Source organism: Streptococcus sp. SGI.013 (assembly GCF_050315295.1).
In the GTDB taxonomy this organism is placed as follows: Bacteria; Bacillota; Bacilli; order Lactobacillales; family Streptococcaceae; genus Streptococcus; species Streptococcus porcorum.
In genome coordinates, this window is record NZ_JBNPOS010000014.1 from 1 (window position 1) to 12,293 (window position 12,293).

The window sequence follows — 12,293 nt, forward strand, 5'->3', positions numbered from 1 at the left end:
GAGAAAAAATGGCGGTGTAGCTCAGCTGGCTAGAGCGTCCGGTTCATACCCGGGAGGTCGGGGGTTCGATCCCCTTCGCCGCTATTATTATTATGGATGGTTTTGGACCTTTAGCTCAACTGGTTAGAGCACTCGGCTCATAACCGAGCGGTCGTAGGTTCGAGTCCTACAAGGTCCATATTTTATTTGGAGGATTACCCAAGTCCGGCTGAAGGGAACGGTCTTGAAAACCGTCAGGCGTGTAAAAGCGTGCGTGGGTTCGAATCCCACATCCTCCTTTGTTTTAAGATCGCGGGATGGAGCAGCTAGGTAGCTCGTCGGGCTCATAACCCGAAGGTCGTAGGTTCAAATCCTGCTCCCGCAATATCCTGTTGTGGACATGGCTCGGTAGCTCAGTTGGTAGAGCAATGGATTGAAGCTCCATGTGTCGGCGGTTCGATTCCGTCTCGCGCCATTATAATTTAATATGCGGGTGTAGTTTAGTGGTAAAACTACAGTCTTCCAAACTGTTGTCGCGAGTTCGATTCTCGTCACCCGCTTTAAATGTTTTATTCCAAGCAGTGCTTGGGCGCGTAGCTCAGGTGGTTAGAGCGCACGCCTGATAAGCGTGAGGTCGGTGGTTCGAGTCCACTCGTGCCCATTTGGGGAATTACTCAAGAGGCTGAAGAGGACGGTTTGCTAAATCGTTAGGTCGGGAAACTGGCGCGAGGGTTCGAATCCCTCATTCTCCGTAAGTTTAAAAACGAGTTTATCGTAAGATAATCTCGTTTTGTTTTATATTTACACGGATATTTAGGTAAATAGGTAAAAATGAAAAAATATATTACATCACGTTTAGTTATTGCAATGGTTTCTATTGCTTTAGTTTTTTTTTCTATTAGTTTTTTCTTACAAAGAAAAAACTCAGAAGTGACTCGAGTTTTGAGTCCACTTAATAATATAGTATCTGGAGTAGATCAAGTGATGGGCACGCCTTTTTGTATGTTTGGCGTTTTCGTTAATAATATTTCGGATCTTTTCAAGACTTATGAGGAAAATCAGCAATTAAAACGGGCGCTTTTAGATTTAAAAAATCAAGAGTTACTTGTTGAAGAACTAAAGAATGAAAATGAGGAATTGAAATCAAATCTTAAATTTAGTGATATCTCTAGTGACAAAGTAATATTATCGACTTATGTAACTGGAAGGACTTCAGAATCATGGTTGTCTAAAATTACGATTGCTGTTGGAGAAAACGATGGTGTAAAAGAGGGAATGCTAGCTTTGTCTGATGGTGGTTTAGTTGGTCAGGTGACTTCTGTTACAAAAAATAGTTCAACGGTCTCGCTTTTTTCAGATGTGAAGGGGGTTCAAAAACTTCCTGTTAAAATGAGTTCAGGTACTGAAGAGATATATGCTATTTTAGAGGGATTTGACAAGGAAAAAAATAGTTTTGTTTTGAGTCAGGCTAACTCTGATGGGACTGTGAATAGTGGGAGTAAGGTTGTGACGAGTGGATTAGATGGGCAAACTTTGCCTAATGTCTTCGTTGGAGAAGTTGAGACGGTTGAAAATTCTGATGATAGTCTATCTAAAAAGATTTATGTTAAACCAGCAGCTAATTTTAATAAAATTAGTGTTGTAACCATTGTGGGTGATTAAGATGAAAAAACAGCAACATTTTTTATGGCTATATCCTTTAGTTTTGTTCTTTTCATTCTTTATTGATTCTCAGTTGACAAGTATTCTCAGTTACAGACTTCCATTTAATCTTCATCCAGATTTTCATTTCTTTTGGCTAATTGTTCTACTGATGTCCTATCAAGTAGAGTTTTGGTTTCATTTTTTTGTTTTAATGTTTTTTGGTCTACTTTATGATTTTCATCATTTACAATATATTGGAATAGGGATGTTTTTTTACCCATTATTATTACTATTTTTGTCTTATTTTAGAAATATTATGCGTAATAATAAATTATATCGAATTTTGAGTTTCTTTATCTTAATTTTTTTGTTAGAGATATTGACATTTACTGGTGGTAAAGTTTTAAATTTAACAAGTGATTCATATATTTATTTTATTACCTATACGTTAGCACCAACACTTTTATTAAACTCAATAATTTTTATGATTAGTCAATATTTCATGAAGGTATGAGTGCTTTTTAAAAATAAAGAGATAACAAATTGTAATAAATGCGTAACATATGTTATGCGTTTTTTTGATAGAATATAAGATGTCTTATCGTAAAGGAGTGTATGAATTATTATGAAAAAAAGAATTTTATCTGCAGTTTTAGTCAGTGGGGTAACCCTAGGCTCTGCTGTGGCGAATGGAGTGAGTGCTGAAGATTATGATACACAGATTTCAGCTCAGGATAATAAAATCTCAGATTTATCTAATCAAGAATTAGATGCTCAAGCGCAAGTTGCTTTTATCCAGGATCAAGTTAGTACTCTGCAAGCACAACAAGATCAATTAGTTGCTCAAACTGCTGATTTAGAGGCTGAAACAGAGGCACTTGGCACAGAGATTGCAAAATTATCTAATAAAATTGTTGCAAGAAGCAAATCATTGAAAAAACAAGCTCGTACGGTACAAAAAACAAGTTCAGCAACATCGTATATCAATACACTTGTAAATTCAAAATCTGTTTCTGATGCAATTAGTCGAATTACAGCTATTAAAGAAGTTGTTGAAGCTAATAAGAAAATGATTGCTCAACAAGAAGCAGACAAGGCTGCTTTGGAAGCTAAGCAGGCTGAAAACCAAACAGCTATTAACACTATTTGGGAAAATCAAGCAGCAGTTGAAGAAAATAAATTAACTCTTGCAACTCAACAAGCAGAATTAGAAGTAGCTCAATTGAATTTGGCAGCTGAAAAAGCTAATGCTGAGGATGAAAGAGCGAAGTTATTAGAACAAAAATCTGCTGCAGAGGAAGCAGCTAAGCAAGCAGCTGCAGCAGAGGCTGCTGCACAAGCACAGGCAGCGGAGGAAGCAAGATTACAAGAAGAATCTGTTGTTAAAGCACAAGAAGCAGCTGCACTTGCTCAACAACAAGCCGCATCGGAGGCAACAAGTGAGGTTGCCATTTCAGAAGCAGCAGTAAGTGAAGCAACAAGCGAGGTTGCTGTTTCAGAAGCAGCAGTAAGTGAAGCAACAAGCGAGGTTGCTGTTTCAGAAGTAGCAGTAAGTGAAGCAACAAGTGAGGTTGCTGTTTCAGAAGTAGCAGTAAGTGAAGCAACAAGCGAGGTTGCCGTTTCAGAAGTAGCAGTAAGTGAAGCAACAAGCGAGGTTGCCGTTTCAGAAGTAGCAGTAAGTGAAGCAACAAGCGAGGTTGCTGTTTCAGAAGTAGCAGTAAGTGAAGCAACAAGTGAGGTTGCGACATCAGAAACTACAGTCGTTGAAACAGTAACAAGCGAATCTGCAGCAGCAGTAACAACACCTACTACGACTTCTGGCGTTAATACTTATCCTATCGGTCAATGTACGTGGGGAGTTAAAGAATTAGCATCATGGGCTGGTAATAACTGGGGAAATGGTGCGCAATGGGCTGCATCAGCGGCAGCAGCAGGTTTTTCTACTGGTTCAACACCTGTAGTTGGTGCGATTGCATCATGGAATGATGGTGGATATGGACACGTTGCTTATGTTACCGCTGTAGAAAGTGCCAATCGTATTCAAGTAATGGAATCAAATTATAATGGAAACCAGTATATTTCAAACTTCCGTGGTTGGTTTGATCCTACAGCCACATCATCAGGAGTTGTAACATATATTTATCCAAATTAAAAAGCTCATCAACTATAATATGTTGGTGATAAGTTAATGTTTAGAGGAGGCTAATAGAGTCTTCTCTTTTTTATTTTAGAATAGTGGCTCATGGTCACCTGTAGTGGATAACTTATAACTAAGCATGAGAGAGGATTAGATTGTTTTTCCTTTTTTATTGAAAAATGACGTGAAAAAAGATAAAATGATATAGGATAAAACTGATGACTATAACTTTGGAGGGAATCATGTCATACAATAATTTAAAGCTGTTTGCTTTATCATCGAATCAGGAGTTGGCTGAGAAGGTAGCTTCCACGATGGGAATTGAACTTGGAAAATCAACAGTTCGTCAATTTTCAGATGGTGAAATTCAAGTGAATATTGAAGAGTCTATTCGTGGACATCATGTTTATATTCTTCAATCAACAAGTTCACCTGTTAATGATAATTTGATGGAAATTTTGATTATGGTGGATGCATTAAAGCGTGCCAGTGCTGAAACCATTAATGTGGTGATGCCTTATTATGGATATGCTAGACAAGATCGTAAAGCACGTTCACGAGAACCAATCACCTCTAAATTGGTAGCAGATATGCTTGAAGTTGCTGGTGTCGATCGTCTATTAACAGTTGATTTGCACGCAGCTCAAATTCAAGGTTTCTTTGACATTCCTGTCGATCATTTGATGGGGGCACCACTGATTGCCGATTATTTTGTGCGTCGCGGGATGACTGGTGAAGATTATGTGGTTGTTAGTCCTGACCATGGTGGTGTGACACGTGCACGCAAGTTGGCAGAGTTTTTGAAAACTCCAATTGCTATCATTGATAAACGCCGTAGTGTAGAAAAAATGAACACGAGTGAGGTGATGAATATCATTGGTAAGGTCGAAGGGAAAACTTGTATCTTAATCGATGATATGATTGATACAGCTGGAACAATTGCTCATGCTGCTGATGCGCTTGCTGAAGCTGGAGCTGTTTCGGTTTATGCAAGTTGTACGCATCCAGTATTATCAGGACCTGCACTTGATAATATTCAAAATTCAGCTATTGAAAAATTAGTTGTGTTAGACACGATTTACCTTCCAGAAGAACGTTTGATTGATAAGATTGAACAAATTTCCATTGCTGAGTTGATTTCAGAGGCTATTATTCGTATTCACGAAAAACGTCCTCTTTCACCACTATTTGAGCTTGGAAAAGCAAAATAAGACACTAGTTGACAAGTCTAGAAGTTTTCTAGGCTTGTTTTTGATTTATAGTGTAAAGTGTCAGAATTTTTTGTATAATAGTAGTACTATCTTTTTAAGAGGTAAGAGTATGAATTTACAGAATCGTTTTAATAAAAATTTGAATAAAATAGAAGTGTCCATGATTCGTCAATTTGATCAATCTATCTCAGATATTCCTGGGATTTTAAAATTGACCTTGGGTGAACCTGATTTTACAACACCAGATCACGTGAAAGAAGCTGCTAAGCGAGCCATTGATGCCAATAAAAGTTATTATACAGGGATGGCGGGTCTTCCTGAGTTGCGTCAAGCAGCGTCAGCTTTTGTAAAAGAAAAATACAATCTTGATTATAATCCTGATAATGAAATTTTGGTGACAATCGGAGCAACTGAGGCACTTTCAGCGACTTTGACAGCCATTTTAGAGCCAGGAGACAAAGTGTTACTTCCTGCTCCTGCTTATCCAGGTTATGAACCCATTGTGAACTTGGTTGGTGCTGAAATTATTGAGATTGATACCACTGCTAATGATTTTGTCTTGACTCCTGAGATGCTGGAAGAGGCTATTTTAGCTCAAGGAGATAAGCTAAAAGCCGTCTTACTTAATTATCCAGCTAATCCAACGGGTGTGACTTATTCTCGTAAGGAATTGGAAGCTCTTGCTGAGGTGCTTAAGAAGTATAATATTTTTGTTATCTCAGATGAGGTCTATTCGGAATTGACTTATACTGGTGAACCACATGTATCGATTGGGGAATTATTACCTGACCAAACGGTTGTTATTAATGGTTTATCTAAATCTCACGCTATGACAGGGTGGCGTATTGGACTTATTTTTGCTCCAGCCTATATCACAGCGCAGTTGATTAAGAGTCACCAATATCTTGTAACGGCAGCTACTACAAATGCTCAATATGCAGCGATCGCAGCTTTAACAGATGGAAAAAATGATACTGAGGCGATGAAAGTAGAATACGTCAAACGCCGTGATTACATCATTGAAAAGATGGAAGAGATGAATTTTAAAATTATTCGTCCAAGCGGAGCTTTTTATATCTTTGCTAAGATTCCTGTTAAAGAAGGACAAGATTCTTTTGCTTTCTTGCAAAAATTTGCACGTGAAAAAGCCGTTGCTTTTATTCCTGGTGTTGCTTTTGGGCAATATGGTGAGGGTTATCTTCGTATTTCTTATGCTGCAAGTATGGATTCTATTAAAGAAGCGATGACACGCTTAAAAGAGTTTATGGCTGAGTATGCAGACTAAGGAGTCTAAAGGAATTATTCTTTATAATCGGGCTTATAAGGAATCTGATAGGCTGGTTAAGATTTTTACAGAAGAAGCGGGAAAACGGATGTTTTTCGTGAAACAAGCTCCTCAATCCAAACTCCAGTCTGTGATTCAACCTTTAACAGTTGCGGATTTTATCATGACGATTAGCGACACAGGATTGAGCTATATTATGGATTATAAGAGTGTCAGAGCTTATCCTAAGATTAGTGGAGATTTATTTAGTTTATCTTATGCCACTTATCTATTGGCTTTGACTGATGCGGCTATTAGTGATAAGGTATTGGATCCTCATTTATTTGCTTTTTTAGTTAAAACGCTTGATTTGATGGAAGAGGGGCTAGATTATGAGGTTTTAACGCTGATTTTTGAGTTGCAATTGCTAGATCGCTTTGGGGTCAAACTTAATTTTCATGAGTGTGCGATCTGTCACCGAGTAGGCCTGCCTTTTGATTTTTCTCATCGTATAGCGGGCTTACTTTGTCCAGATCATTATCAAGAAGACCCTAATCGTAGTCATCTCGATCCAAATGTCCCCTATCTTTTAGATCAATTTCAAGCTGTGCGTTTTGAGGATTTAAAAACCATTTCATTGAAAGCAGACATGAAGAAAAAATTGCGTGTGTTTATGGATGCTATTTATGATGATTTTGTGGGAATTAGGCTCAAAAGCAAGCAGTTTATTGACGATTTGGAAAAGTGGGGGCAGATTATGAAGCCAGAAGAATAAATAGAAATAGAGGCTGGGCAGAAAGTCCAGCCTCGCTTCTCAGAGTTCGTGTCAACATCTCAGCGCAGTGGTTGATTGACAGATTTGTTCGTGTTTCACACTCCAAATCTGACCTAATCAACTGTGCAGGGGTGGGAAGACGAACTCTTTTTAGACTGGTCGAGTTCTTTCCCACTCCCTGTTTTGTAGATAATCCCTTAATTCTGTTTGGGCTTGGTGAGGTGTTAGGACAGCTAGGAAGGAGAGGTGGCTTCGGAAGCAGACTTGGTAGTCAGGCTCTTCATCAATCAGGATGAGTTGTCCAGTGTCATCCCGCTGGCGAATGGTTTTTGCTACCTTCATTCCATCCCAGAATATGTTTTGAGGGGTATTTATGATAAAATAGTAGTTAATTTGATGGGCGACGGGAAAATCTTCCTTGTGTTTGACTTGGAATGGTCGCCCAAGTTGGTTTAAAATCCTTTCTATGGTGTTTGGATAGAAGAATGGTTTTAGGATATAAATCATGTAGGTTCCTTTCCTTTCTTTGATATATCTTAGTATAGGAAATTTTAGAGAAAATGGGGTGGAGCTGTCATGAACAGTCTTTATTTTGTCATGAATGGGGGATGTGATGTTACGGATTTTTATCTTGGAAGATGATTTTATGCAACAAGCTAGGTTGGAGCAGGCGATTGAGGAAGTTGTAAAAATGAGTGACGTTGCCTACAAGACCTTGGAAGTGTTTGGTAAACCTCAGCAGTTATTAGAGGCTGTGACAGAGACTGGAAATCATCAACTCTTTTTCCTAGATATTGAGATTAGAGGTGAGGAGAAGAAAGGGATGGAGATTGCACGGGAGATAAGGGCGCGTGATCCGCATGCTGTGATTGTTTTTGTGACAACGCATTCGGAATTTATGCCTTTGACCTATAAATACCGTGTGTCAGCTCTTGATTTTATTGATAAGGGGTTGGAAGAACCTGCCTTTAAGGAAGCGGTGGCAGATGTTCTCCAACATGCTTATCGTCATATCAGTCAGACTGTGAGCGATGATGCTTTTGTTTTCAAGAGTGAGTTTTCTCAGATTCAAGTTCCTTTTTCAGATATTTTGTATTTTGAAACCTCTTCAACACCTCATAAGGTCGTCTTGACAACCAAGTCAGGTCATACAGAGTTTTATGGCAAGGTGTCAGATATTGCTAAAACAGATGAACGCTTGTACCAGAGCCATCGGGCGTATGTGGTCAATCCTGCTAATATTCTTCGTGTGGATGCTGTGGAGCGGATGGTGTATTTTGAACAGGAGGAATCTTGCTTGGTCTCTCGAATGAAACTGAAAGGTTTGCTGGAGAGGGTTGGGAAATGATGGCTATTGGTTTAGTATTTCTAGTGTCCTTCATTGACTGGTTTATCAAGCTCGGAGTTTTTAATCAGTTGAGTCAGCTGAGCTTGAAATGGTGGCGATTGCTTGTTTTATCAGGTCTATTCTCGGGATTATTCATCCTTTTTCCAGATAGTGTTCCTTACCTTGAACCTTTTTATTTCCTGGTCTATCTCTTGGTGTTTCAGCGGTCTTGGACTTGGTCTCAATCCTTGTTCTACGGTTTGGCACCTTTTGTCTTGGTTGATTTATTTCAGCGAACCTTTGGGATTTACCAGCTTAAGTGGACAACCTTTCAACTATGGCAGACACATCTGGAATGGCTTGATATTCTCTTTGTGGTAGTGGTCCTTTTGCTCTTTATTCCTTTTTATCGGACCTTTATCCGTTTGCTGGGAATTGATTTTCAGCACATGAAGAAGGTTTTTGCTTACCCTAAGTTTAAAAAGAGTCTCAAGAACCTAATTTATTCCATGCTCTTCTACGTTGTTGTGGTGCATGCGTTGCTCGTTTTTGGGCAATCAGTAGGCGAAACAGACATGTCAGTGTCGATTGGTATTGGAGATAGCCTGGTTGTTATAGATTTTATTAAGATTTATTTTGCTTATTTTATTGGTAGTCTCTTTTTCCTCAATACCAAGCTAAAAGAGCAGTTGACTGAGGAATTGCAGGAAGCAAAGGATGCTCAATTATCTTCTTTAGAAGACTACAGTCAGCATGTGGAAAGCCTGTATAAGGATATTAGAAGCTTTCGACATGATTATACCAATATCTTGGTTAGTCTCAATGAAGCTATCAAGCAGGAAGATGTTAGTGAAATCAAGGCTATCTATCAAACGGTTTTAGCAGGGACGGACCAGAAATTTTATCAAGATGCCTATGATATTGGAAATCTAGCTCATCTAGGTAATACTGCGATGAAAAGTATTTTATCTGCTAAGCTGATGGAAGCTCAAAGTCGGGGGATTCAGCTGACCGTTGAGATAGAAGAAGCCAGCACCGCTCCAGTAGGAATCGAATTGCTGGATATGGTGACCATCTTATCAATCTTTTTAGACAATGCCATAGAGGCAGCCAGTTTGTCAGCTGAGAAGAGTCTGCTTGTGGCCTATTTTGAAGACCAAGGTGAAAAAATTCTTATCATCGAAAATAGCACAGCAGAAGAACGGATTCAGACAAAATCTATCTTTTCTTATGGGAAATCCAGCAAGGGAGCGGGACGAGGGATTGGTTTGGCCAATGTACAGAAAATCCTGTCACACTATCCGTCTTGTAGACTGGTGACGACTAGTCAGGCTTTTCGATTCCGTCAAGAACTACATGTGCCACAGACGGTTGAAACATAATATTTACCATTCATGACAAATAAACGACCATTCATTAGAGTGGTCATTTTTTATTGCTCTTTTGGGTTATACTCTTCTTGTAAAACAAATCAAGTCCTAAGGAGTTAAATTATGAATCTGTTTCCTTCAGTATTTCAATCCGTTTTTAAAAGACGTGATGTGAATATTCTTTTAACTTTTGCCTTCTTGCCCTTGCTAGTATCTAGCTTGGCTGGTATAGGAGCTCAAATCAACACAGATGTGGCAAGTAGTTGGCTTTCCTTTATCGTGTCGGCTTTGGAGTTGCAATTCCAGTTGGTCTTACCTGCCTTAATCATGGGCTTTATCGTATCATCGGTCTTTCGTGATCAGATTGGTTCTGGAATCCTGTTTCTTTACAAGGATATCAAGAAATCCAGCATTCTTCACGCCAAGTTACTCAGTCTCTTTGCTGTCTATGTGATTTATTTCTTAGGGACAGTCCTTATCGCTAGTCTGACCTATGTCGTTACCATTGCTCCCCGATATGGTTTTCACTGGCTTCCTGCTCATCAAGCTGCTTATAGTTTGCTCTATATCTTGACGATGATTGGTTTAAATCTGATTTTACTTAGTCTGGTAGCGGCAGTATCTATCAAGCGAACAACCATAATGGCTGTCTTGACTGGGGTACTTTTTAACCTTTTTGCTCAAATTGCTCCACTTTTAAATGGTTTTCGCTATACTTTCCCACAGACCTATGCGACCAAACTGGCTGGACAGTTTCCATTTGGACTTGCTCTTGCCATTAGTCTAGGTTTGATCCTGCTATATTTTGGATTGGCTTATCGTTCGGCACGCAAGAATTTTGAAAAAATTGAATATTAAAAGATACCTAAGAAAGAGAGAATAACAATGCTTACAATCAAGAACCTATCAAAACAATTTGCTGGAAATGACTTTTACTCATTAAAAGATGTGAGTTTGGAGATTAAAAAAGGTGAAATCGTCGGCCTGATCGGTAAAAACGGAGCTGGGAAATCGACCTTGATGAAATTGATGGCCAAATCCCTCAAGCCGACAACAGGAACCATTACCTATAATGGTGTGGATATTCATACAGCAGATAACTTGCTCAAAGATTTTGGGATTATGATTGACCCTGTTTTCTATCCAGAGATGTCGGTTATTGATAATTTGAAGTTTTACCTGACCTTGCATGGTAGGACAGAGATGTTTCCAAATATTGAAAAGACTCTCAAGCTCTTAGATTTGTGGGAGGCGCGCAACCGTAAACCAAAAGGGTTCTCATTTGGTATGAAACAGCGGACGGCCTTGGCTATCGCGATGGTAGCAGAGCCAGACTTCCTTATCTTGGATGAGCCTTTTGTAGGTCTGGACCCTGTCGGTGTGCAACAGCTGATTGATATTCTCAAATCTTGGTCACAGGAACGCAATATCTCTATGTTGATTTCCAGTCACCAGCTTGGCGAGTTGGAGGCTCTCTGTGAGCGTTATGTCTATATCGAAAAAGGTCAGTTGGCAGATGAGTTTGCTGGGCAGTCAGCTCCGAGTGTCTTGGTAGAGGTCAATAGCAGAGCAGATAAGGAAGCTCTCTCAGCCTATCTGACAGAAGCGATTACTCTGGATGGGGATATCCTAGAGATTTCCACTCAGGCAAGCAGCGGAGAACTCAATGCTGTCCTAGCCTACCTAGCTAGTCAAAACTTGATCAGCAAGCTTCATGTAAAAGAAAACCACTTGAAAGAAATTTTTAGTCGAGGTGAATAGTATGTTAGCAATTTTTAAACCTGTTTTTGCCAGTGTTTGGAAGAGGAAGGAAACCAAGATTTTCCTTGCCTTTGCCTTCCTCTTTCCGACACTTTTTCTGGCTTCAACCTTTTTACCAAAAGGTTCTAACTTTATGGTACCTGGTGCAAGTGATGGCTATCTTTATTCATTTGTAGCTTTGACTGGTAGTTTATTTAAGTCTTCAAATGACTTTACTCTACCTATCCTTGCCCTTTTCTATCTAACCTATACGGTCTTTAAGGGTGAGGCAGATAGTCATACCATGTTTCTCTATAAGGATATCAAGCGTCAGGACATCTTTGGGGCCAAGGTCTTGAGTCTGGTGACGATTGTCCTTATTTATACAGGAATCTTCCTATTGGTGATGGTGCCTTATTACTACACACGTATTGGTCATTTGGACTATGCGACCTTGACATTCTGGGATCATCTGGCGGATGAAAATGCAGGGTTTGCTCAAAGTATCCTTGGCGGTATGCTAGATATGTTGGTCTGTGTCTTGCTGGCTGCTTGTGTTTCCTTGTACTCAGGGGTAGGAGCGACTATGGCAGTTGCCTTTGGTTACTCACTTGGGTCAAGTATTTTAGCAGTATTTGGTTTGGCTAGCTTCTTTCCAACTGGTAATATTAATGCCTTGTATGAAGGAGCAAGCCTGTTTTCAACATTAGGAACATCTGTTTTGGTTACCTTGGTTTATTCGACGGTATTAGCCTATCTGACCTTGAAGTATTTTAAAAAGATGGAATTTTAAAGTCTTATCCCCTTTCTTGCTGAGAGAAGGGGGTATTTGTTTTGCTCTGCTAT

At 39.4% G+C, this 12,293-nt stretch carries 12 protein-coding genes and 8 tRNA genes; 19 read left to right on the forward strand and 1 reads right to left on the reverse strand.

The window, feature by feature from the left end; all coding sequences use genetic code 11:
• Nucleotides 1-10: 10 nt before the first annotated feature.
• From ACQRDX_RS05130 to recO, 14 genes are all read left to right on the forward strand, one after another.
• Nucleotides 11-84: transfer RNA gene (locus ACQRDX_RS05130), tRNA-Met, on the forward strand.
• A gap of 20 nt (nt 85-104) precedes the next feature.
• Nucleotides 105-178 (forward strand) — tRNA-Ile (locus ACQRDX_RS05135).
• 10 nt (nt 179-188) lie between these two features.
• Nucleotides 189-278 (forward strand) — tRNA-Ser (locus ACQRDX_RS05140).
• 12 nt (nt 279-290) lie between these two features.
• Nucleotides 291-364 (forward strand) — tRNA-Met (locus ACQRDX_RS05145).
• 17 nt (nt 365-381) lie between these two features.
• A tRNA-Phe gene (locus ACQRDX_RS05150) sits at nt 382-454 on the forward strand.
• A gap of 14 nt (nt 455-468) precedes the next feature.
• Nucleotides 469-539 (forward strand) — tRNA-Gly (locus ACQRDX_RS05155).
• Nucleotides 540-566: 27 nt separating this feature from the next.
• Nucleotides 567-640 (forward strand) — tRNA-Ile (locus ACQRDX_RS05160).
• A gap of 3 nt (nt 641-643) precedes the next feature.
• Nucleotides 644-731, forward strand: a tRNA-Ser gene (locus ACQRDX_RS05165).
• A gap of 79 nt (nt 732-810) precedes the next feature.
• Nucleotides 811-1,641, forward strand: coding sequence for a rod shape-determining protein MreC (mreC, locus tag ACQRDX_RS05170; protein ID WP_427895158.1), 831 nt, complete (start codon nt 811-813; stop codon nt 1,639-1,641).
• A gap of 1 nt (nt 1,642) precedes the next feature.
• On the forward strand, nt 1,643-2,137 hold the full coding sequence (gene mreD / locus ACQRDX_RS05175) for a rod shape-determining protein MreD (RefSeq protein WP_354369911.1): 495 nt from the start codon (nt 1,643-1,645) through the stop codon (nt 2,135-2,137).
• A 111-nt stretch (nt 2,138-2,248) separates the two neighbouring features.
• Nucleotides 2,249-3,775 carry a PcsB-like coiled-coil domain-containing protein gene (locus ACQRDX_RS05180; RefSeq protein WP_427895156.1) on the forward strand — a complete coding sequence of 509 codons (1,527 nt, stop codon included), beginning with the start codon at nt 2,249-2,251 and terminating at the stop codon, nt 3,773-3,775.
• 227 nt (nt 3,776-4,002) lie between these two features.
• Nucleotides 4,003-4,971, forward strand: a complete 969-nt coding sequence (locus tag ACQRDX_RS05185; protein WP_354369909.1) for a ribose-phosphate diphosphokinase — start codon at nt 4,003-4,005, stop codon at nt 4,969-4,971.
• Nucleotides 4,972-5,080: 109 nt separating this feature from the next.
• Nucleotides 5,081-6,256, forward strand: coding sequence for a pyridoxal phosphate-dependent aminotransferase (locus ACQRDX_RS05190; RefSeq protein WP_427895153.1), 1,176 nt, complete (start codon nt 5,081-5,083; stop codon nt 6,254-6,256).
• A complete protein-coding gene (gene recO, locus ACQRDX_RS05195) occupies nt 6,246-7,010 on the forward strand; it encodes a DNA repair protein RecO (protein ID WP_354369907.1) in 765 nt (254 codons plus the stop codon). The genes ACQRDX_RS05190 and recO overlap by 11 nt, the downstream gene beginning before the upstream one ends.
• A gap of 150 nt (nt 7,011-7,160) precedes the next feature.
• On the opposite strand, the gene ACQRDX_RS05200 is transcribed toward recO, so the two are convergent.
• Entirely contained in the window at nt 7,161-7,352 is a 192-nt protein-coding gene (locus tag ACQRDX_RS05200; protein ID WP_427895151.1) for a hypothetical protein, read from the reverse strand.
• A 271-nt stretch (nt 7,353-7,623) separates the two neighbouring features.
• Here ACQRDX_RS05200 and ACQRDX_RS05205 point away from each other — a divergent pair, with 271 nt between their 5' ends.
• From ACQRDX_RS05205 to ACQRDX_RS05225, 5 genes are all read left to right on the forward strand, one after another.
• On the forward strand, nt 7,624-8,358 hold the full coding sequence (locus ACQRDX_RS05205; protein ID WP_427895149.1) for a response regulator transcription factor: 735 nt from the start codon (nt 7,624-7,626) through the stop codon (nt 8,356-8,358).
• Nucleotides 8,304-9,719 carry a sensor histidine kinase gene (locus ACQRDX_RS05210; RefSeq protein ID WP_427895147.1) on the forward strand — a complete coding sequence of 472 codons (1,416 nt, stop codon included), beginning with the start codon at nt 8,304-8,306 and terminating at the stop codon, nt 9,717-9,719. Before ACQRDX_RS05205 ends, ACQRDX_RS05210 begins: the two co-directional genes overlap by 55 nt.
• 111 nt (nt 9,720-9,830) lie before the next feature.
• Nucleotides 9,831-10,565 carry a hypothetical protein gene (locus ACQRDX_RS05215; RefSeq protein WP_427895145.1) on the forward strand — a complete coding sequence of 245 codons (735 nt, stop codon included), beginning with the start codon at nt 9,831-9,833 and terminating at the stop codon, nt 10,563-10,565.
• Nucleotides 10,566-10,592: 27 nt separating this feature from the next.
• Nucleotides 10,593-11,468 (forward strand): ABC transporter ATP-binding protein, encoded by an 876-nt coding sequence (locus ACQRDX_RS05220; RefSeq protein ID WP_024399253.1) that lies wholly within the window; start codon nt 10,593-10,595, stop codon nt 11,466-11,468.
• Between the two features lies 1 nt (nt 11,469).
• Nucleotides 11,470-12,240 carry a hypothetical protein gene (locus ACQRDX_RS05225; RefSeq protein WP_427895143.1) on the forward strand — a complete coding sequence of 257 codons (771 nt, stop codon included), beginning with the start codon at nt 11,470-11,472 and terminating at the stop codon, nt 12,238-12,240.
• Nucleotides 12,241-12,293 lie beyond the last annotated feature (53 nt).